The organism is Vibrio sp. Isolate34, assembly GCF_022397915.1.
Taxonomy (GTDB): Bacteria; Pseudomonadota; Gammaproteobacteria; order Enterobacterales; family Vibrionaceae; genus Vibrio.
This window is the reverse complement of sequence record NZ_JAKEUO010000013.1, coordinates 80567-102545: the sequence shown is the minus strand read 5'-3', so window position 1 is coordinate 102545 and position 21979 is coordinate 80567. Positions and strand designations below refer to the sequence as shown.

Below are 21979 nucleotides of genomic sequence, written 5' to 3'. Positions count from 1 at the left end.
AATCACAATACGCTTTATTTAAACGACTAAGCCCCACCGTGTTAAACACGTGGGGCTTCTTGTTTCAATTTGGTAGCAAAGCGACTATTTATGCACACAATGTTCTTACCTATGAGCATTTACATTTCAAAATTTACAGTATATTAGGTCTAATAAATGTAGTTACGCAGATTTATAGCTCAATCAAAATACAATCATTTAACATTTAGCTCCAAAAACACCACGTAGCGCAAACAATCACCCTAAAAGTAAACTATTCCTAGACACCCTCTTAGATCCCGCTAATATGACCGCCCATTCCACTAGTGTATAGTTGGATTTGGTACAACTTTATAAAAGATACATCACTATAATAATTTAACAATTGCAGGTATTTTATGCAAAATCACAACATACTCGCCCGCATCGCTCGTGGGAATCTTGTCCTACAGATCCTTGCTGGTATTGTTTTCGGTGTCGTTCTCGCCATGGTTTCTCCTTCAGCAGCTCAAGACGCAGGCCTACTAGGTAGTCTGTTTGTTGGTGCTCTGAAAGCTGTTGCCCCAATTTTAGTCTTCATTCTTGTTGCAGCTTCTATCGCAAACCAAAAGAAAGGTCAGCATACCCATATGCGTCCAATCATTGTGCTTTACCTGATTGGTACGTTCTCTGCTGCACTGACTGCTGTAGTACTGAGCTTCATGTTCCCAACCACTTTGACACTGGTTGCAGGCGCTGAAGGTGCTAACCCTCCTCAAGGTATCGCAGAGGTTCTTCATACTCTTCTATTCAAGCTTGTAGATAACCCAGTTAGCGCGCTAATGAACGCGAACTACATCGGTATTCTTGCTTGGGCAATCGGTCTTGGCCTTGCATTGCACCATGCATCTGCAACAACCAAAGCGGTTTTCGAAGACCTAAGCCACAGTGTTTCACACATTGTTCGCTTCATCATTCGTCTTGCACCATTCGGTATCTTTGGTCTTGTTTCAACGACATTCGCAACAACGGGCTTCGATGCTCTAGCAAGCTACGGTCAACTGCTAGCGGTTCTACTAAGCTCAATGCTGATCATCGCACTTGTGGTTAACCCACTGCTTGTATTTGTGAAAACAAAACAGAACCCATACCCACTCGTACTGCAATGTATTCGTGAATCTGGCGTAACAGCATTCTTCACCCGTTCAAGTGCTGCAAACATCCCAGTAAACATGAACCTTTGTAAGAAGCTAAACCTAGACGAAGATACTTACTCTGTATCGATTCCTCTAGGCGCAACCATCAACATGGCGGGTGCTGCAATCACCATCACTGTGTTAACGCTTGCAGCTGTACACACAATGGGTATTGAGATCGATATCTTCACAGCAATTCTACTAAGCCTTGTGGCTGCGGTATCGGCATGTGGCGCTTCTGGTGTTGCTGGCGGTTCACTACTGCTTATCCCACTAGCTTGTGGCCTATTCGGTATTTCTAACGATGTAGCGATGCAGGTTGTAGCGGTAGGTTTCATTATCGGTGTGATTCAAGATTCTGCTGAAACAGCGCTTAACAGCTCAACTGACGTAGTGTTCACTGCTGCAGTATGTAAAGCTGAGCAAAACAAAGCATCATAAGCTGTTGGTTCTAGCTGTTAGCTCTTAGAGCAAACAACACGCAAATAAAAAGGGAAACATCGGCTTCCCTTTTTTGTTGTCTGATTTTCGTGGTTAGCGCCAAACGACTATCACTTAATAGTTCCTAATCATTTGCTCCAAGAGAACCTATCAAGCCCATCAGCTCGACTTACTGATTTCGGTTCCAGTTAGACTCAACCGCTGACTGACTGAAGTCTAGAGGGTCACTACTTGGGGTCGCTTGCCTCTCTGTTGATGCTTGTTCAGTGTTAGGTTGCTGGCTGTAATCAACATTCGCATCTTGAGCACTCGAAGTTTGAGTATCTAAATGGCTCGTATCTACGTTTAATGCCTCACCTTCTTCATCAGACGCTTCTTTCACTTTCTTAGGAATCGGTATATTGCGCTTGTAGAGCTTATTAAGTGCTTTAATGATTGAATGCTTAGTGATCGCTTCTTGAGTCAGCTTGGTCATGATCGGCTTAGTTAGAGCCTGTAAGCCCACAACGGCATCCACACCCAGTTCACCACCGACTTTGTCCCGTAATTGCTTCGCTTCGGAGTAACCAAAATGAGCCGACAGGAATAGCCAAATATAAGCAATCGCATTACCGTGTTCACCATGGTCAATCCACGCTTCGCCTGCTCTAAACATGGCTTCTGCACTGTTCTTTTCCGCTGCAGTTTCAAACCAGTAGACCGCTTCGCCGTGATTCGGTTCAACACCAACACCGTTCAAATAGCTCATACCCAGTTTGATCTTGCCATCTAGGTTATTTTTTTCGGCGGCCTTGTGGTACCACTCAAACGAGCTTTCGGCGGAGTAGTCTGGGTTTTCTTTGTCTAGACACCAGTCGCCCATAAACAGCATGGCTTCGGTGTTCCCGCCCATTGCCGACTCTTCGATATAGGTGTAACCCTTGGGGATGTTCTTATCGGTTCCGCGCCCAGAAACAAGTGCTTTACCCATCTCAAATTTCGCCACCAGATCGTTATCCATCGCTGATATCGCAAGCTGCCAGAAATTGGCTTTTTCTCTTAAAATCAGGTCTTCTTTGCGCTTCATGCTCAGGCGCACAATGCCATACATGCCGTTGACATTATCTAGATGTGCGGCCTTATCGTACCAATACAAAGCTTCCTTGATATTGTTACGTTCGGCCTCTTTCGCTAAATACAGAATCGACGGAACATGTCCGGTTTCGGCTTTGAAGTGACGCTCTTTTTGCTCTTGGATGCGCGCTTTTTCAATCGCTTTTCGGTAAGCGACCGCACGAGCTTTGCGTTCTTGTTCCAAGCGCTGTTTTCTTAGCGATAAAGAAATCAGCCACACGGCCACAAGTATTAACGAAAGAGCCGTCGCACCAATTGCGATTCCCATTGTACTCATAAAATATTTTAACCTAACTCGGCTGATACAAATCTCGATGTCGAAGTGTTATCAACCATAGTGAATGTTTCGAATTACAGGGAAAAGCGCCGTTACTAACGCGTTCCACCTTAAAATGAACTTAGTTCAGTATCTCAGGAATACATAACGATAAGAAGTCTGCAATGGCTAATCCGTACGCAACCCACAAACCATGTGATCTTGCTTCAATAAGGATGGCCTCTCGAGCTAGCCTTTCATCAAACGAGGCTCAACCGATCACCAGATACTGATGATTCAAAACTTATGACCACATGCCACTATGACTAGGTCAATTGCCCATAAATATAAGCTAACTCAGCGACTGTTTTTGCAGAAAACTTCTTCATCAAACTAGCTCGGTGAACTTCAACCGTTCTTACTGCGATGTACAGCTCGTCGGCAATTTTCTGATTGCGCTTGCCGTCAATAATCTGTTTAAGAATATCGATTTCACGCTCAGTTAACGACGTGTATGCTTGGCGGTAGACGTTCATGTGCAACTGCTTTTCTGAGGCTGCTAAACCTTGCTTGATCGCCTCAGCCAACTCACCACCTTTAACTGGCTTCTGGAAGAAGTTCACCGCACCTGCTTGCAGGGCTTCTACCGCCATTGGCACATCCCCATGCCCAGTCAAATAGATAACCGACAGCGGACTCTGCGCTTTTACCATTAACTCATGAACTTGTTGCCCTCTCATCTCTGGCATTCTGCTGTCTAGCACTACACAGCCCGACTTTGTGAGATCCACAGAGTCTAAAAAGCTTGGTCCATCTTCATAGGCTGACACAGTGAAATCATGCTCTTCCAATAAGAACACCAGCGAGTCACGCATCGACTCATCGTCATCAACCACATAAACCGGCAACGTTTGATGAAGTTCAGGCATAACAAGATTCCTTATGAATCATTTGAAAGAGAGAAAGGTAACGTCACTGCAACGTGACAGCCATGAGGAGTCAGTGACTTAATGGTCATTTGACCGCTGTGGTCTTCAATCACATCTTGGCAAATCGCAAGCCCTAAACCCAAGCCGTTTTCTTTGCTACTCACAAAGGCTTGAGTGACTTGTTGCTCGGTGAAATCTAAGCCTGTTCCATTATCGATAACCGACAGCATCATTTTATCCGGTTGATACTCGGTAATCACTTTAATTGTTGGTGGTTCGCTGTTTTTGTTATCAATATCAGACGTAGCGCTTTGTTCGCGATGCTTTTGTGCATTACATGCGTCGGTCGCATTGTTGATCAGGTTTACAATCACCTGTTGCAAACCCACAGGGTCAACATTTAGTTTGATAGGCTTACCTACGGCATAGCGTTCAATAGTTATCTTGTGCTTCTGTAATCGGAATTGCAGTAACTCAATGGTGTCTGTAAGCAGCTGCTCGATATCGGTCTGGGACTTCTCTGATGAGCGCTTTTTGATCATGTTTCTTAAGCGCTGGATGATTGCATCTGCACGGTCCACTTGCGATTGAATTTTCTCGAACACAGGTTCAATATCAGTCAATGGTTTATTCTTCGAAATCCGTAATAAACCGCCTTCGCTGTAGTTACGAATGGCCGCCAAGGGTTGATTGATCTCGTGTGCTAAGCTACTTCCAAGTTCACCAACCACTGCGATACGTTGTGAATGTTCTAGCTGTTCACTCTTACTTTTCAGCTTGTGCAGCATGGCTTCTAACTGCTTTTTACTGCGGCTGAATTTGTATTCTAGCCAAAAGTGATAAGCATTCAGTAACACCACCAGAATGAAGAACGCCCATGCCCATTGCTGGTTGTACTTAAGCCAGATTAACGCTTCTTTCCACCATGGTTGTTGCAGTGGGTGCATGTCGAGTTGCTGGTAGAGCTTGTCGATAGGTAGCAAACTGGTTGGTGAAGTCCAGCCCGAGGCATTCGCTGCAATGGCAGGTGCACTGCTTTTCGGCATCGCAAATAGCACCTGACTCATTTGCTTAGCTAATGCCGAAGAGGCTCGTTCTGTTTTGGCAAACGACCAGTTGGAATACAGAGGTGTAGACACTTGGCACCGGAAGCCTTCAGGCGCTTGATTACCAATGATTCGATATTGCCCAGCCACCAGCAAACCTTCACTGATCATGTTTTCAACCAAACAAGCAGGGACGACTGCCGCCTCAATGTGTCCTTCTCGCAATTGGTACAAACTGGCATCAATCGGGAAACCCAAGAACTGAGTATTAGAGAAAAAGTGATTAGGGTTCAGCCCTTCTTGCATTACTTGGTAACGCATAGTCAGGTAGCCGCCAAACGCATTTTCAGAGACCGCCGCGATTGGCTTTCCACTAAGTTGCTCAAACGAGATATACGGTGACATTCTTCTGACCACCAATGCAGAACCGATACTGCGCGTGCTGCTCACACTTTGGTCGTCATAATTGTGACTGGTCATGGTCGCCATCCAAGAGAGCGCGTATTGACGTCCTAAACGAACTGCTTGACCGGGGTTGGTGACAACAAAATCGACCGTGACATCTTTTACTGCTTCCGCCATCTCTTCCAAATTAAAAGGCTTGAGAACAAAGTGCTTACCCGGAATGCGTTCAGACAACCAATCCATTGTTGGTTGCCAACGTTGTTGCGCAGAAAGCTTTCCTCGAGTCGCCAACACACCAACCTCGATAATCTGGTCGGGTTCATCTGTGTTTTGGTTTGGGCTTATGCTTGGAGCTGCTACCGCTTGTTCAGATTGAGCAGCGACACACACACCTGCGGTTAGGCTCAACCAACAAAGGCTGACAACTGTCATTAGTTTTCGAACGGTCACTGAAATCTCTTTCTCCAAACAGACTGTTTATCCAATTTATTCTGGCTTCATCTTAGGTTAACGACGTCCCCAAGCTTAACTCATGCTTCAGAGCGCTAGAAATGCACATTTTAAACAAAGCATAACAGCTAGATTGCTAAAACCGCATTTGTTCTAGATCAACTTTAATCTGGGTATGTGGAAATCCACAATACCCCGTGTACGGTCAAAATCTGACAATGAGCCCAACAGAACGAATACCCATTTATAGGTACCAATATGGACTCATTGAAAAGACGGTTTCTCAGCCAATTCGGTAAGGTTTCCGCCGGTGCTGCGCTCATTCCCATTACCGGAATCAACACCGCAGTCGCAAGCACATCCATTCGCAATAACAACCAGCCAGACCGTAAAGGCGAAGTAGGCAAACGCTACGCCATGGCGATTGATTTGCGTAAATGCGTGGGCTGTCAGGCATGCACTGTTGGCTGTAGCGTTGAAAACCAAGCACCAATTGGCCAGTTCAGAACCACCGTAAAACAGTATGAAGTCTCTCTTGATGATGGTTCGACGGCTCAACAAGAAGTGAAATCATTCATGCTGCCTCGCCTGTGTAACCACTGCGACAACGCACCTTGCATCAAGGTTTGTCCTGTTCAAGCGACCTTCCAACGTGAAGACGGCATTGTAATGGTCGACAACGAACGTTGCGTAGCCTGTGCTTACTGTGTCCAAGCCTGCCCTTACGATGCTCGTTTTATTAATAACGACACACTGACCGCCGACAAATGTACCTTCTGTGCACACCGCCTTGAGGATGGCTTGCTACCCGCTTGTATAGAAACTTGTGTCGGTGGTGCGCGTGTCATTGGCGACCTTAAAGATCCAAACAGCGAAATCAACCGTCTGCTTAGTGAAAACCAAGACGACATCAAAGTTCTCAAGCCAGAGCAGAATACCAACCCACATGTTTTCTATATCGGCATGAACGACCGATTCGTTAGCCACATTGAAGGCCAACCTGCGATTTATGATCCAGCCGGCGTCGATAACTCATCCTCTAGCAAACAAGGAGAGGCAGCATGAATATCACTGAGGTGCTAGTTCCCGCTCAAGAGATCGTTTGGCTACCGTGGGCGGTTCAATATTTCTTCTACATTGGTTCTGCCTACGCGGCGGCTATTCTGTTTTTGATTGCACTTATCTTCAAAAATTCGACCAGCCACCAATTCCGTTCTGCCCTGGTGCTTGTGATGGCCATTGGTGCGATTGTTGGTCCATTAGCCCTTACTGGTGACTTGCACCAACCTGGACGTGCATGGCACTTCTACGCACACATCACGCCTTGGTCATGGATGTCATTGGGTTCTCTGTTTCTTCCTCTGTTCTCTGGTCTGGCTGTCGCAACGGCTTGGGTTTACCTGCGTGATGACATCGCACAACTTAAAGAGAGTGAAAACCCGCTTCTAAAACGCTTGTCTTGGCTAACCCTAGGCCAATGGCAAGTTTCAACAAAACTGATGATTGCACTCGCTGCTGTGACGGCAGTTTCGGGCTCAAGTATCGCGCTTTACACAGGAGCCGAAATTGCAATTTTGGCGAGCCGCCCGCTTTGGCATCAACCGGCTTCTCCACTGCTTTGGTTCACGACCGCATTCTTTGCTGCAACGGGCTTAACGCTGTTGATTTGGGCTCTCCTGCCTTCAAGCAAACCAAGCTTAAAACCAACAGACCTCGCACTGGTACAAAGAACCATTACCTTAACGGGCGGTCTTGCCATCATTCTTACGTCGATTTGGGCATCTAAACATGGTCACTTCAACTTGTATGAGAACGACGCTTGGGGCATCAATTTAGGCATCATGACCACCAGCATTTTGCTGTGCATGATCTTAGTTCTTCCGCTGCAGCGTCTATCGCAAAGCAAGCTTGGCGTTATCCTTATTGCACTTGCGACCATTGTTTCGGCATGGGCGGTGCGTTGGGTCACCATGATGGAAGTTCAAACCATTCCACGTTTCGATGTGGGTGCATTCCCTTATGAATTGCCAATGGGTAGCGCAGGTTTACTTGGCATTGTTGGTATGTGTGGCCTTTGGTTAGCACTTGCCTTGTTCGCCTCTGAAATCGTGTCTACTGGTTCTGGAACAAAAACGATATCAGCTCAAAAAATATCATCACCACTTAACCGCTCACATAGCTTGTAGTCTGAGGAATCATCATGGATAACAAACGTCGTCAATTTTTGAAAACAGGCCTTGCTGCCGGTGGTGTTGGAGCTTTTGCTGCAGGTTATGCGACAACCACAAAACACATGGTTCACGGTGCTATCGATGGCACTGCGGGTAAGAAAACTAACCACATCCACCATGGTAATTCGTTAGAGACGGAATACAGTGTCGATGAGCAAGGTAAGATCTCGCCAAACCCAAACCAACGCGTAGCACCATCAATGTGTTTCGGCTGCTGGACACTGTGTGGCTTACGTGTACGTATCGATAACCGCAACGACGAGATCTTACGTATCTCAGGCAACCCATATCACCCGCTATCAAGTGACCAGCAGATCCCGTTCAAAACGCCGGTAAAAGACGCCTACATTGGCTTGTCTGGTGAATCCGGCATCAACAATCGTTCGACAGCCTGCGCCCGTGGTAATGGCATGTTAGAGATTCAAAACAGCCCATACCGAATCACTCAACCGCTCAAACGTGTTGGTAAGCGCGGTGAAGGCAAGTGGGAGCCAATCAGCTACGAACAGCTTATCTCTGAGATCACCGAAGGTGGTGACTTGTTTGGTGAGGGAGAAGTGGAAGGCTTACGTTCGATTCGCGATATCAAAACACCACTTGATCCGAACAACCCTGAATACGGACCAAAAGCCAACCAACTGCTTGTGACCAATGCCGGTAACGAAGGCCGTGATGACATCTTGAAGCGCTTTGCATTCAACAGCTACGGCACACGAAACTTCGGTCACCACGGCTCTTACTGTGGCTACGCATTCCGTGCAGGTTCTGGCGCGATCATGAATGACTTAGACAAGTTCTCGCACTTAAAACCCGACTTTAACAACGCTGAGTTCATTCTGTTCATCGGTATGTCTCCAGCTCAAGCAGGTAACCCGTTTAAGCGTCAAGCACGACAACTTGCTGAAGCTCGTACTAACGGAAAACTGAGCTACACCATAGTAACGCCAAGCCTTCCTGCTGGCTCTTCAAGCCTTGCGGCGGGCGATCGCAACAACTGGCTTCCGATCAAACCGGGCACCGATTCAGCATTAGTTCTGGGTATGATCCAATGGATCATCGAGAACCAGCGCTATAATCACGACTTCTTATCTCGCCCAAGCGCACAAGCGATGCAAAAAGCCGGCACCACACACTGGTGTAATGCCTCTCACCTAGTGATCAGCGACGAAACACACCCACAAAACGGGCGCATGCTTCGCACATCGGATATTGGTTTACTAGAAACGGGCGAACCGATGTCTGACGATGATGCATTTGTTGCAATTAATGTGACAACGTCACTATTGACATCAAATGTTCAGGTCGATGAGGCGGCGTTGTTCGTCGATCAAGACGTAGAAATCGATGGTCAGACTGTTCGTGTTAAGTCTTCTCTACAAAGATTGAAAGATGAAGCCTTCAAATATGACCTTGCTTACTACAGTGAGCAGTGTGAAATCCCGCAAGATCAGATCATTGCACTGGCGAAGCGCTTCACCAGCTACGGAACAAAAGCCGTCGTGGATACTCACGGTGGCAACATGCACACCAACGGCTTCTACAACTCGTTCTCTATTCTGATGCTGAACGCGCTGATCGGTAACATCAACGCGAAAGGCGGGGCGATGGCGAAAGCAGGTGGCTACCCAACTTCTGTTGCAGGCCCTCGCTATGATTTTACTAAGTTCAAAGGTAAAACTAAGCCACAGGGCGTGTTCTTATCTCGCAGCAAATTTCCGTACCACAAGACCAGCGAATACAAACGTCGCGTTGCGGCTGGTGAATCACCTTACCCAACGCGCGCGCCTTGGTACCCAATCTCAGCGCCGCTGTTAACCGAGCATTTATCAGCGGCCATTGATGGCTACCCATATCGCGCAAAAGCGTGGATCAACCACATGGCAAACCCGCTTTATGGCGTTCCAGGGTTAGACAACCTATTAGGCGAGAAGCTCAAAGACCCAAAACAGCTGGGTTTGATTGTCTCTATTGATGCCTTTATCAATGAAACCACAGCACTCTCCGATTACCTTGTGCCAGACACAGTAACCTACGAGAGTTGGGGCATGGCGACACCGTGGCACGGCGTCGCAACTAAAGCGATCACCGCTCGCTGGCCGATAGTTGAGCCTAAAACCTCACGCACTCAAGACGGACGCGCCATCAACCTAGAGAACTTCTTTATTGATCTGGCAAAAACGCTTGATCTCGGTGGCTTCGGCGAAAACGCCATTAAAGATAACCAAGGTAATTGGCACGGTATTCATAGCGCTGAAGATTTCTACCTACGCTCAGCGGCTAACTTAGCATTTGCCAAAGGCGGCGTACCGAATGTTGATGCTGAAGACATTGTTTGGTCTGGTCTTGAGCGCCTTGTGCCTGTGATGAACAAAACGCTTAAGCCAGAAGAGATGCTCAAAGTGGCGTACATCTTTGCGCGTGGCGGTCGTTTCGAAGACGCAACCAATGCCTACACCAATGAAACCATGAAGTACAAATGGACCAAGCCACTGGCTATCTGGAATGAAAAGCTGGGCACCTCTCGCAACACCATCAGTGGCGAGCAGTACATGGGTTGCCCAACATGGTATCCACAAAAGCTGGCAGACGGCACACCATTGGCAGAGCAGTTCCCAGCAAAAGAGTGGCCATTTACTCTGACTAACTTTAAGTCCAACATTCACAGTGCGGTGTCTAACCTGTCGCCACGCTTAGAATCGATTAAAGGCGTGAACCCGGTTTACATTCATCCGCAGGACGCTTCTTCGGCAGGTATCAAAACTGGTGACGTATTTGCCATTGAAACACCGAGTTCAACCACACATGCGTTGGCAATGGTGATCGATGGCATCAAACCGGGCACATTAGGCTTTGAACATGGCTTTGGCCATAAAGAACTCGGTGAACGTGCGCACTGGATTGGTGACACACAGCAACCAGTGAAGATGAAGTCAAACGATGGCGTTAACATCAATGATATTGGTTTAATTGACCGAACGAGAGAAGGCAAAGGCGTCATGCTTGATTGGGTAGTCGGCGCAGCAGCAAGACAGGCGCTTCCGGCGAAGATCTACAAAGTCTAATCACTAATCCAATACACGTCCCTACTGATACATAGCTAGGGCGATAACAGAGCAACTTCACCGTTCGAAGTTGCTCTGCTTTTTTAACAGCCAATGCATCGATAGCATTCGGCCCGCAGCATCCAATCCAAGCCCCATCTCTTCATTTCTATTATCTTCCCTTCACTACAACTTTTTTAGCTAGCAACCATAAAGCGGCTATGCTTATACAATCGGTGCCATAAAAGAGCCTTAACAAGCAGTTACACTGAGGCAAACATGGCAGTTCCCTTGCATTTCGTTAACGGCAGTCGGATTCGCCTATCGAACTTCACATCAATACCATTATGGTGAGTGAGGTTATTAATGTGAGACTTACCTCAAGTTCCAAGTGAATTAATGTGGAAATCCACAATAGCGCGAGCAACCAATTATGTCGAAAATGCGTGCACTATAACCAATAGCGACGCCTCATGATTAAGCTGAACATAAAAACTCAAACTCTAACGCTTTGCATCGCTGCTCTAGGAAGCCTTTCTTTATCCGGTTTTGCACAAGCAGCGCCTAATCCAATGCCAGAAGCCGCAGAAACCTGTAGCGGCTGCCACCAAGCCGACGGTAAAGGCATGCCCAACATCGCTCCGATGCTGGCTGGGATTAATGCTGACTACCTCGAACATCAACTGGTTCTATTCTCTAGTGGTGAGCGTCAAAGCGCGATCATGAAGGGCATGGCGGATGGTGTGTCTGATCCTGCAATTCGTCGTGAGGTTGCCAAATACTTCGCTTCACTGCCTTCTTATGAATTCACTGATTTAGAACAACGCGGCTCACAGGCTGATATCGATAACCCATATCGTAAACTGGTATTCCAAGGCGATTGGGATAGAAACATTCCCGCTTGTGCGACCTGTCATGGGCCAAGTGGTATGGGCGTAGACAAGTTCCCACGTCTAGCGAGCCAGCACGCCGACTACATTCAAACTCAGCTCAACGCTTGGAAAAACGGCACTCGTAAGGGTGATGATTTGAACATGATGGGCAATATCGCTGGTAAGTTGACTGACGATGAAATCAAAAACCTGTCTTACTACTTCGCATCTTTCCGATACTAAAGGGCTCGCATGAAAACATTACTTTTAATTACCGCAACCCTTGCTTCTGGAATCGCTTACGCCGAAGGTGAGTTGCCTGATCGCCAAACCGAACTGCCCGCTGTTGAGAAACCGCAAGATAACAAATATCTGGTGCCACGAGACTTAGTCGATATTCCTGCAGGGGAGTTTGGCGACAAAGTTAAACTGGGCTATTCACTGTTTGTCGATTCACAACAGATGCGCGGTACGTTCGTAGGCAATGAACAAAACTGTGTCAACTGCCACATGCAAGCGGGCATGAAGGCGAATGCGGCGCCTCTATGGGGAGCTTATATGGCCTACCCTGCTTACCGTAAGAAAAACGACAAGGTAAACAGCTACGCAGAACGTATCCAAGGCTGTTTCACTTATTCAATGAATGGCCTGCCACCAGCAGTAGGCTCAAAAGAGATGGTCGCGCTCACGGCTTATTCATACTGGCTAGCGATGGGCGGCATCTTAGACAAGAACGGCATGCAAGACACGCCGGTTCCTGAGATCAGCGATGCAGATTTACAAGTCGGTGGTAAAGCAGAAAGCTTCCCTCTTCCTGAAGAGCTGTTAAGCAAATACCCAATGGATGATCGCAGCAAGTTGGCAGGGCGTGGTTACCCTAAGATTGCTAACCCTGAACAAGAGCCTTCGATTGCTCGTGGTGAGAAGGTTTATCAAACCAACTGCCAAACATGTCATGGTCAAAATGGCGAGGGTATTAAAGGGGCTGATGGCCGATCCTACCTACCTCCACTTTGGGGCGAGAACTCATTTAACTGGGGCGCAGGTATGCACCGCGTAAACACAGCTGCATACTTTATTTACGAAAACATGCCGCTTGGAAAGAGCCAACAGCTTTCCATTCAAGATGCATGGGATGTGGCCGCTTTCGTCAACAGTCATGAACGCCCACAAGATCCGAGATACAAAGGCGATGTGGCTGCTAATGCAGAACGCTATCACAATCACCAAGGCTACTATGGCAAAGAAGTTGATGGCCACGTGCTGGGCACAAAAGCTTATCCAAGTGGCAAAGAAGTGATTCACAACCACTAACTTTAATTAAAGAGGCACTCCTTTTGAAAAAAGAGCTGCTCACACCAGCTATAGCTAAGCTTTACATTGTAAATTAGTGACTACCGGAAAGTAAAAAGGAGCCAGATCGTATGACGATCTGGCTCCTTTTTTGGTTTGATAAAGCATAGAAACAGCTAACCTTGTTGCATCTTTTCCCAAATGGTTGGAGAGCCAATATAGTCTTGAACCGTCGTGATGAATTCTTTAACCAGCTTCGTTTGCTTACGGTGTGGATAGACAGCATAAATCGCGGTATCGATGGTAGAAATCGGGTAATCCGGTAGCAAGGTGACTAAGCCGAGCTCTTTCATTGAGGCGTACAGATTAGATTGGTCGAGGAAACCATAACCCAAGCCATCTTTCACGCAAGACACCATGGTACGAACATCACTCACCTTATAGTTGCCACGAATCGTCAGGCTCTGGAAAGTATTGCCATGCGGTTCTTCACTGATACGCAGATGATCCACCGTCATATCGCCATTGGTATAAATCACGGCAGGTAGCGCGAGCAGATCTTGCGGCGTCTTAGGCTCACCATGCTCTTTCACAAAGTCGTTCGACGCGACCAGCATGAAGTTACTATCAGCAATCTTCTTCGCAATCAAATTCGATTCAACGAGCTTACTGAATCGAAAGGCGATATCAAACTGCCCAGCAATGATGTTGGCGATCTTATCGTCCAGTGAAAGTACGATCTGAACATCAGGGTACTTTCTCATAAACTGAGTGATGATAGGTTGCAGATACTGCTGACCAAAATAGATCGGTGACGTAATTCGCAGCACACCTTTAGGTTCAGACTGATACGAATCTGCAATACCTTGGATCTGATTGATGGTGTCTTTCAACACATAGGTTTGCGCGAGAATATCTTCACCCGCCGACGTCAAAGAAAACGAGCGCGTAGAACGGTTGAGCAGCTGAACACCTAAGTCTAGCTCAAGCTTTTTGATCTGTTTAGAGAGTGATGAATTGTCCATATCATGCAAGGTTGCCGCTTTGGTAAACGACCCTTGTTGAACCACATCTAAGAACAATAACAACTGATTAGTATTGGGCACTGCGCCTCTCCTGCAATAAAACTCGATTAGCGTTCATCTTTGGGGGTGTCCATCACAACCATAGTCGTTATGGACTGAACCTGAGCACATTCCCCAAGTACATCGGCATGAAACTTCTTATAGCCCGGCAGATCTTTGGTTTCGACTCTCAACAAGTACTCGTTAGCGCCAGTGATGTTATGGCACTCCACCACTTCTTTTTCCATGCTGACGTGTTGTTCAAATTCCAACTGAGCCGCTTTGCTGTGGCTCGATAAGCCAATCGAAACGTAGGCAATAAAGCCCACGCCCATCAAGCCATTATCGAGAACCGCACGGTAACCTTGGATGATGCCTTTGCGCTCAAGATCTTGTACTCGTCTTAACGTGGCTGAAGCCGACAAACCAATCCGTTCTGAAAGCTCAATGTTGGAGATTCTGCCGTCCAATTTAAGCTCTTGCAATATCCTTTCGTCAAATCTATCCATAGGTACTTATTATTGTGCATTTAGTGATAATAGAGGAAATAAAAGCACATAATTGCCTCACTTTCCACCTACTATGTTTCTCAACACGTGAAAGTCATGACCGGTCAGTCACTTCGTTCATTTTATTGCTGGAGAACCATTATGCCTTTAGAACAACTTAGCGCACTTGCCTTGTTTGCGTTTGTCTCGACCTTCACGCCGGGTCCAAATAACATCATGCTCATGACATCAGGTGCGAATGTTGGCTTTGCCCGCACCATTCCACACATGCTTGGTATCGCTCTAGGGTTTGCAGCCATGTTGCTGTTGGTTGGCTTCGGCTTAATGGGAATTTTCAACGCGTACCCTGTGACGCACCAAATCTTGAAGTACCTGAGCCTTGCTTACCTCGTCTACCTAGCGATTAAGATAGCTTTGAGCGGTAAAGCCAAAAGTACCGAAGCATATAAGCCGATGACCTTTCTCGGCGCGGCAAGTTTTCAATGGGTGAACCCGAAAGGTTGGTCGATGGCGCTGACGGCGATATCCGTTTATAGCAGCGGCAGCTCATGGTGGGAACTTGCGATCATCGCAGCCATTTTCACGCTAGCTAACTTGCCATCAGTGACTTTCTGGACGGCAGCAGGCAAACAACTGCAACACTGGCTAACAACACCAGTACGTATCAAGAGCTTCAACTATGGCATGGCGGGCTTGCTGCTAGCCTCAACCATTCCAATGCTCTAATCGACTCACTGTAGTTATTGATGGTTAGTACACAGTTACTAGCCATCATTATCGTTAAAGAAACCCAATAATTTCACTAACCCAACGACCAAATATCGCCTGCCCGCTCGGCGTTAACGTCCACACAAACGCCGCTACATTGATTACCACTGTTAGCCAATAAATCGCTCTAAACGGCTGCTTTTGCGTTTTATGACGCAGCTTGTCTTGTGCGATCAAAGCCCCCAACCAACCACCAGCAACAGACAAAATGTGCAAGGTTTTCTCTGGTACGCGCCAATTACCATTAATCGCGGCTCGCTTGTCTTTCGCGTACACAAAAAACGTCACCAATCCGATAGCCAAATACCACATTAATAGCGCTTTCGAGCTTTCTGCAAACAACGCAGACACCGCCACCAATACGAGATAAGTAATAACGATTTGAATAGATGAAGACAACATCAACTCCTTTTGGGTAACAGCTCACATACTGTGGCAATTACGCCCTGTAGATTTTGATAAGGATGAGTAAGGCATATTGTAATTCAGTTAGCCTGCCAAATAACAATCTAGCCCTTTCATCCCTACATAACATGATGGAAGTTAAAGGAATTATAAATATGTACAACCAAAAGTACGCCATCTACCAAGTTTTTACGCGTTTATTTGGCAATAAAAACACCCAACATGTTCCATGGGGCACAATCGAACAAAACGGCGTCGGCAAGTTCAGTGATTTTACAGATAAAGCGCTGTCGGAAATTCGTAAACTCGGAATAACTCACATTTGGTATACCGGAGTGCCACATCATGCGCTCATCAATGATTACAAGCACCTTGGTATTTCAGACGATCACCCGAGCGTCGTAAAAGGCCGTGCAGGCTCACCTTACGCCGTCAAAGATTACTATTCCGTAAACCCAGATCTCGCCGAAAACCCAGAACTCCGTCAGGAAGAGTTTGAGGCATTAATCAAAAGAAGCCATGACAACGGCTTAAAGGTGATCATCGATATCGTCCCTAATCACGTTGCGCGTCATTATGAGGGGCTAAATAACCCACAAAGCGTCAGTGACTTTGGTGCTGATGATGACACAACACTCGAATACCATCGAGATAACAACTTTTACTACATCCCGAACAGCGCCTTTGAACTGCCAGATGTCAAGCCCGCCTTTACGCCACTTGGTGGTGAGCAGCACCCAAATCTAAGTTCTCCGTTTATCGAAAAGCCCGCCAAATGGACAGGCAACGGCTCACGCTTGGCTAAGCCTGATTTCGACGATTGGTATGAAACTGTGAAGATCAATTACGGTGTCCGCCCTGATGGTTCAAAGGACTTCCCTGAGCTACCAAGTGACTATGCCCAACGCGACTACCTTGAACACTACCATTTCTGGGAGTCTGTCGATGTACCTAACTCTTGGGTTAAATTCCGAGATATCGCCTTGTTCTGGTTAGACAAAGGCGTTGATGGGTTCCGGTACGATATGGCTGAAATGGTGCCTGTCGAGTTTTGGAGCTACCTAAACTCATCAATAAAGATGACAAATCCCAGTGCTTTTTTGATGGCAGAGGTATATCAACCAGACTTATATCGCGACTATGTCCATCTCGGAAAAATGGACTACCTGTACGATAAAGTTGACCTTTATGACGGTCTAAAAGACATCATGCAAGGCAAGGCTTCAACGGCAATCATCCCCGATATCCAACATCAGATGATGGATATTGAACATCACATGCTGCATTTCTTGGATAACCATGATGAGCAACGCATCGCTTCCCCAGAGTTTGTTGGCAATCCACATATCGCAAAGCCTGCAATGCTCGTCAGCGCATTATTAAGCAGTTCACCGACCATGATCTATTTTGGACAAGAAGTTGGCGAACCGGGCGCGGAGAACGCAGGGTTTGGTCAACCATCGCGCACCTCCATCTTTGACTACATCGGCGTCCCACAACACCAAAAATGGATGAACCAAGGTGCATTCGATGGCGGGCTATTAGACGAAAACGAAAAACAACTACGTCACTTCTATCAGAAGGTCATGAACTTTTCGCTTGAGCACTCTTCAATGACGGGACAGTACTTAGACTTACACCAGAGCAATAATTTGAGTGATTCGGTTTACGCATTTCTGCGCTATGACGACCAAGAACTGACCATCGTTGCTGCGAATTTCAGCCAACATGTCACCGAGAATATTCACTTAACCGTTCCAAGTGATGTTATACAAACGCTCACAATCGCTGATGGCAGTTACTTGTTAGATGAACATATTGAAGGCATTCAACAACAGGTATTAGAAGTTGAGGAAAGTATTGGCCGTTTTAGCCTTGAACTGAAGCCACTGGCTTCGTTGGTTTGGGTATTTCCCTTATCTAAATAGGATATTTATCATTATTATTTTCCAAACAAGCTGAATTTTCAATTAATTGATAAATAACTTAATTCCCACATTAAATTAACGTCACCTCAATTCGATACCTTTCTCACATTAATAAGGATGAGCTCTCATCCTTATTATCTACTCCCTTCCTCTACGCCTTCGCCTATTGATATTAAACATATGAGCTATTGATCCAATAAATTTAACTTAAACCAAATACAAAGCGTGATATTGACACTAGGTTTCCTATTTTTACGCATTAAAAATAACTTTATACATAGCCATCACAAATAGTTGACCATCGTTAATACTAGGATATTCATCTTCATAAAAAGTGAAATATGGATATTAAAACGTGAACAACATAAATATTAATAAAATTATCTCTCTACGAAATACCTTCAACAATACCAAAAAGAAGAGCTTCAAACGCTCTACATTGGCCAAAGCAATGTTACCGCTCTTCACCGCTACTTTGATCGCGGGTTGTGGTAGTGATAATGATAGCGACAACGGTACAGACCCTGGCAACAGTGGTTTATACCCTGCGGCTGAAAACGAAGTCGTTATTTACTACAAACGAGATGTTGCCGCTGCAAGCTCATCTGGCTCAACTTACGACGGTTGGGGGCTGCACCTTTGGAATGGTGAAGGCTGTACCAGCACAGATTTAGTCGGCATGGGATTAAGTGAAACCGGAACCGACTGGAACAGCCCTTACGAATACGATGGTATCAGCGATACTTACGGTGCTTACTATGTACTGAAAGTTGACCCAGATGCCTCTGACCCACACAAATGCATGAACTTCATCTTGCACAATGGTGATGAGAAAGCTTTTGGCAGTGCGAACTCAAAAGTCGAGTTAACTAAGCTTGGCGATTCACAAGGCGTATTTGGTTTCCATGGCAGCAGCGAGTTGTACTACGACCCTATTTCAGAGCGACCAGTCAATATTGATGGTCAAAAAGCACACTGGCTAGATGCAACCACAATTGGTTGGGAAGCGGCTAGCAATGCAGACTCTGTGAAGCTCTTCTATGCACTAGACAACAGCATCACAATGAACGATGACAAAGAGATTGTCGGCGGAACTGCAATTGAACTAAGCAAAGACGGAGAACTGTCTTCTGAATTAAAAGAGCGTTTCCGACACCTAGCAAGTTTACCAGCAGTGGCAATTGATGTTGATGACACAACACTGCGCACCATTTTGAAGTCTCAGATAATTCTTGTTGCCTACAACGCTAATGGCGACGTTACCTCTTCAACTGAGGTTCAAAAGCCGGGTGTACTTGATGCGGTATTTGCCAGTGAAGATGCTGGTAATGCGATGGCTGAAGAACTAGGCGCGATTGTTGAAGGCAGTGCGGCTACCTTCAAACTTTGGGCACCAACAGCGCAAGATGTAGAACTCGTTCTGTACAGTGAAGATCTGCTAAGTTCACAAGTAATCCCGATGACAGAAAACACTGAGACGGGCATTTGGGCGACTGACGCAGTTTCTAACGCAGTGAACAGTTACTACCGTTACCAAGTGAAGGTTTATCACCCAACCACAGGCAATATCGAAACTCGCCTCGTGACCGACCCATACTCTCTCAGTTTGTCAAAGAACTCAGCATACTCTCAAGTGATTGACCTGAATGATTCAACCTTGAAACCAGCGAACTGGGACGACTACGAACGACCAACCGTAAAGAAAGACGAAGATCATGTACTTTACGAATCTCACCTTCGTGACTTTAGTTTCAGCGACAAGCTAGGTACAGCAAACCTAAATGGAAAATACCTCGCTCTCACAGAAGCAGAGCGTGAGTCGGTCAAACATCTACAAGAATTGAAAGATGCAGGCTTAACGACGCTACATATCTTACCGGCATTTGATATTGCTACCGTTGATGAAGATGAAGCGAGCCGTGTCGATATCACCGACACCGTTGGCAAACTGTGTGATGTAAAACCGACGGCTGCCTTATGTGGAAGCGAAGACGAAAACAAAGTCATCGAAGAAGTACTTGATGGTTATGATCCTTCAACAGGCGATGCACAAGCGCTAATGAACGATTTACGTATGCTCGACAGCTTCAACTGGGGTTACGACCCATTCCATTACACAGTGCCTGAGGGAAGTTATGCGACAGATCCAAATGGATCTAAGCGTATTCTAGAATTCCGTCAAATGGTGAAAGCTACGCATGACATGGATCTGAAGCTGATCATGGACGTGGTATACAACCACACCAACGCATCTGGCGTAAACGATAAGTCAGTACTGGATAAGATAGTCCCTGGGTACTACCACCGTCTTAACGTCAACACAGGTGGCGTAGAGAACTCAACATGTTGTGACAACACCGCGACCGAAAACCTGATGATGGGTAAATTGATGGTCGACTCACTTAAGGTATGGGCTGACGACTATAAAGTGGATGGTTTCCGTTTTGACTTAATGGGCCACCAGCCGAAAGACGTGATGGTAGAAGCATTGGAAGAAGTGCGTAAGATCGATCCGAATACCTTGTTCTATGGAGAAGGCTGGGACTTTGGCGAAGTAGCAAACAATGCACGCTTCGACCAAGCAAACCAAATCAACATGGCAGGCACAGAAATCGGTACCTTCTCGGATCGTTTACGTGATGCAGTACGAGGCGGCAGCCCATTTGATGGTGGCGTCGATTCAGAAGGCAACCACCCGCTTCGCTTTAACCAAGGCTTTGGTAACGCTGCGATTGCCAACGAAGAAACGAAAGTCGATCAAGACTCTATCAACGGTCGTTTACACAACCAAGACCTTGTCCGCTTAGGGATGGCAGGGAACCTCGCAGAATACGTGCTGATTGATTACAAAGGCGATACCAAACTGGGTAAAAACGTCGACTACAACGGTGCACCTGCTGGTTACACCAAGATGCCTTCAGAGAACATTTCTTACGTTTCAAAACACGATAACCAAACGCTTTGGGATAACAACGCTTACAAGATCGCTGCAGGTACTAGCTCTGAAGAGCGTGCTCGCATGCAGTCTGTATCGCTCTCTACCGTGATGTTGGGCCAAGGTATACCATTTATCCATATGGGTTCTGAACTGCTACGATCTAAATCGATGCAGCGCGATTCTTACGATTCTGGTGACTGGTATAACCGTGTAATGTTTGATGGTACTGACAATAACTGGAATGTTGGCTTACCTCGTGAAGACAAAGATGGTGCGAACTGGGATCTGATCAAAACCATCATTGCTGACCCAACGGCTAAACCAGACGAAGAAGACATTAATCTGACTAAGCAGCAATTCCTAGAACTACTAAAAATCCGTAGTTTAAGTGAACTGTTCCGCTTAGACACAGCAGACGAAGTCATTAAGCGTGTCGATTTCCGTAACGTTGGCGAAGGCCAAGTCGAAGGTCTGATTGTCATGTCTATCGATGATGGTGTATCCGCAGGTACAGACCTCGATCCAAAGAACGATGCGATCGTCGCAGTTGTAAACTCAACCAATGAATCTCAATCGTTTAAAATCACAGGAGCAACCGGCTTTACGCTTCATGACGTTCAACAAAACTCTGCTGATAACACAGTTAAAGGCGCAAGCTTTAGCGCTGAAACCTTCACAGTACCTGCACTAACCACCGCTGTGTTCGTGCAAGCTCAAGACGGTGCACAAGGTGTAGGTCTGCCGGTTGATAACTCTGATAAAGATGTGTCTAGCATCCCACCATACGGCCAAGCAACGGTTTACGTTCGTGGTGACATGAACGGATGGAATCCTGTTGATGATTGGGCTATGAGCTTTGTTGCTAATGGGGTTTATTCTGTAACAGGCAACTTGGAAGCGGGTAGCTATGGCTTCAAGTTTTCGGATGCAGATTGGGGAACACCTAACCTTGGCTGCAACTCTCTTGAACTGGCATCTGGATCTATAGCCCTCGAGACCACAGATGATGGGAACTGTAAGCTTAGCGTAACTGAAGCTGGCAACTACACCTTCACCCTGAATGCGATTCATGAACTGGATGACGATGTAGATGGTCCAGTTGTTTCGGTCACTAAGCAGTAAAGCTTAAAGTATCG

At 46.4% G+C, this 21979-nt stretch carries 15 protein-coding genes; 9 read left to right on the top strand and 6 right to left on the bottom strand.

What is annotated here, in order from left to right; all coding sequences use genetic code 11:
• The first annotated feature begins 377 nt into the window (after window positions 1-377).
• Complete coding sequence (gene sstT / locus L1D22_RS14870; protein ID WP_239830366.1) at window positions 378-1595, top strand: serine/threonine transporter SstT; 1218 nt, start codon at window positions 378-380, stop codon at window positions 1593-1595.
• Window positions 1596-1764: 169 nt separating this feature from the next.
• Here the strand turns inward: sstT and L1D22_RS14865 are convergent, their stop codons facing one another.
• From L1D22_RS14865 to L1D22_RS14855, 3 genes are all read right to left on the bottom strand, one after another.
• The gene (locus L1D22_RS14865) at window positions 1765-2985 is read right to left on the bottom strand and encodes a tetratricopeptide repeat protein (RefSeq protein WP_239830365.1); all 1221 of its coding nucleotides are present in this window, start codon (window positions 2983-2985) and stop codon (window positions 1765-1767) included.
• A 305-nt stretch (window positions 2986-3290) separates the two neighbouring features.
• Window positions 3291-3893, bottom strand: a complete 603-nt coding sequence (locus L1D22_RS14860; protein ID WP_239830364.1) for a response regulator — start codon at window positions 3891-3893, stop codon at window positions 3291-3293.
• A gap of 11 nt (window positions 3894-3904) precedes the next feature.
• Window positions 3905-5794: a sensor histidine kinase gene (locus tag L1D22_RS14855; RefSeq protein ID WP_239830363.1), complete on the bottom strand. Its 1890-nt coding sequence runs from the start codon at window positions 5792-5794 to the stop codon at window positions 3905-3907.
• A gap of 258 nt (window positions 5795-6052) precedes the next feature.
• On the opposite strand from L1D22_RS14855, the gene dsrO reads away from it, so the two are divergent.
• From dsrO to L1D22_RS14830, 5 genes are all read left to right on the top strand, one after another.
• Window positions 6053-6859 carry a sulfate reduction electron transfer complex DsrMKJOP subunit DsrO gene (gene dsrO, locus L1D22_RS14850; RefSeq protein WP_239830362.1) on the top strand — a complete coding sequence of 269 codons (807 nt, stop codon included), beginning with the start codon at window positions 6053-6055 and terminating at the stop codon, window positions 6857-6859.
• Window positions 6856-7980: an NrfD/PsrC family molybdoenzyme membrane anchor subunit gene (gene nrfD / locus L1D22_RS14845; RefSeq protein ID WP_239830361.1), complete on the top strand. Its 1125-nt coding sequence runs from the start codon at window positions 6856-6858 to the stop codon at window positions 7978-7980. Before dsrO ends, nrfD begins: the two co-directional genes overlap by 4 nt.
• Before the next feature lie 14 nt (window positions 7981-7994).
• Complete coding sequence (locus L1D22_RS14840) at window positions 7995-11087, top strand: tetrathionate reductase subunit A (RefSeq protein WP_239830360.1); 3093 nt, start codon at window positions 7995-7997, stop codon at window positions 11085-11087.
• 452 nt (window positions 11088-11539) lie between these two features.
• Window positions 11540-12181, top strand: a complete 642-nt coding sequence (locus L1D22_RS14835; protein ID WP_239830359.1) for a c-type cytochrome — start codon at window positions 11540-11542, stop codon at window positions 12179-12181.
• 9 nt (window positions 12182-12190) lie between these two features.
• Window positions 12191-13252 carry a c-type cytochrome gene (locus L1D22_RS14830; RefSeq protein WP_239830358.1) on the top strand — a complete coding sequence of 354 codons (1062 nt, stop codon included), beginning with the start codon at window positions 12191-12193 and terminating at the stop codon, window positions 13250-13252.
• A gap of 155 nt (window positions 13253-13407) precedes the next feature.
• On the opposite strand, the gene L1D22_RS14825 is transcribed toward L1D22_RS14830, so the two are convergent.
• Window positions 13408-14337 (bottom strand): LysR family transcriptional regulator, encoded by a 930-nt coding sequence (locus L1D22_RS14825; RefSeq protein ID WP_239830357.1) that lies wholly within the window; start codon window positions 14335-14337, stop codon window positions 13408-13410.
• A gap of 26 nt (window positions 14338-14363) precedes the next feature.
• On the bottom strand, window positions 14364-14804 hold the full coding sequence (locus tag L1D22_RS14820; RefSeq protein WP_009845852.1) for an Lrp/AsnC family transcriptional regulator: 441 nt from the start codon (window positions 14802-14804) through the stop codon (window positions 14364-14366).
• Between the two features lie 141 nt (window positions 14805-14945).
• Between L1D22_RS14820 and L1D22_RS14815 the strand changes: the two genes are divergently transcribed.
• The gene (locus L1D22_RS14815) at window positions 14946-15530 is read left to right on the top strand and encodes a LysE family translocator (RefSeq protein WP_055319647.1); all 585 of its coding nucleotides are present in this window, start codon (window positions 14946-14948) and stop codon (window positions 15528-15530) included.
• Window positions 15531-15584: 54 nt separating this feature from the next.
• Here L1D22_RS14815 and L1D22_RS14810 read toward each other — a convergent pair whose 3' ends face one another.
• Window positions 15585-15974 (bottom strand): DUF1294 domain-containing protein, encoded by a 390-nt coding sequence (locus L1D22_RS14810; protein WP_239830356.1) that lies wholly within the window; start codon window positions 15972-15974, stop codon window positions 15585-15587.
• Between the two features lie 158 nt (window positions 15975-16132).
• Here L1D22_RS14810 and L1D22_RS14805 point away from each other — a divergent pair, with 158 nt between their 5' ends.
• Both L1D22_RS14805 and pulA read left to right on the top strand, forming a co-directional pair.
• Window positions 16133-17905 carry an alpha-amylase family glycosyl hydrolase gene (locus L1D22_RS14805; protein ID WP_239830355.1) on the top strand — a complete coding sequence of 591 codons (1773 nt, stop codon included), beginning with the start codon at window positions 16133-16135 and terminating at the stop codon, window positions 17903-17905.
• A 355-nt stretch (window positions 17906-18260) separates the two neighbouring features.
• Complete coding sequence (pulA, locus tag L1D22_RS14800) at window positions 18261-21965, top strand: pullulanase-type alpha-1,6-glucosidase (RefSeq protein ID WP_239830354.1); 3705 nt, start codon at window positions 18261-18263, stop codon at window positions 21963-21965.
• Window positions 21966-21979 lie beyond the last annotated feature (14 nt).

What these genes read in the sequence shown, in the direction of transcription:
- L1D22_RS14820 (WP_009845852.1), bottom strand. Translation starts at nt 14,804, where the DNA reads ATGGATAGATTTGACGAAAGGATATTGCAAGAGCTTAAATTGGACGGC.
- nrfD (WP_239830361.1), top strand. Translation starts at nt 6,856, where the DNA reads ATGAATATCACTGAGGTGCTAGTTCCCGCTCAAGAGATCGTTTGGCTA.
- L1D22_RS14865 (WP_239830365.1), bottom strand. Translation starts at nt 2,985, where the DNA reads ATGAGTACAATGGGAATCGCAATTGGTGCGACGGCTCTTTCGTTAATA.
- L1D22_RS14815 (WP_055319647.1), top strand. Translation starts at nt 14,946, where the DNA reads ATGCCTTTAGAACAACTTAGCGCACTTGCCTTGTTTGCGTTTGTCTCG.
- L1D22_RS14860 (WP_239830364.1), bottom strand. Translation starts at nt 3,893, where the DNA reads ATGCCTGAACTTCATCAAACGTTGCCGGTTTATGTGGTTGATGACGAT.
- L1D22_RS14840 (WP_239830360.1), top strand. Translation starts at nt 7,995, where the DNA reads ATGGATAACAAACGTCGTCAATTTTTGAAAACAGGCCTTGCTGCCGGT.
- L1D22_RS14805 (WP_239830355.1), top strand. Translation starts at nt 16,133, where the DNA reads ATGTACAACCAAAAGTACGCCATCTACCAAGTTTTTACGCGTTTATTT.
- L1D22_RS14830 (WP_239830358.1), top strand. Translation starts at nt 12,191, where the DNA reads ATGAAAACATTACTTTTAATTACCGCAACCCTTGCTTCTGGAATCGCT.
- L1D22_RS14835 (WP_239830359.1), top strand. Translation starts at nt 11,540, where the DNA reads ATGATTAAGCTGAACATAAAAACTCAAACTCTAACGCTTTGCATCGCT.
- dsrO (WP_239830362.1), top strand. Translation starts at nt 6,053, where the DNA reads ATGGACTCATTGAAAAGACGGTTTCTCAGCCAATTCGGTAAGGTTTCC.
- sstT (WP_239830366.1), top strand. Translation starts at nt 378, where the DNA reads ATGCAAAATCACAACATACTCGCCCGCATCGCTCGTGGGAATCTTGTC.
- L1D22_RS14810 (WP_239830356.1), bottom strand. Translation starts at nt 15,974, where the DNA reads ATGTTGTCTTCATCTATTCAAATCGTTATTACTTATCTCGTATTGGTG.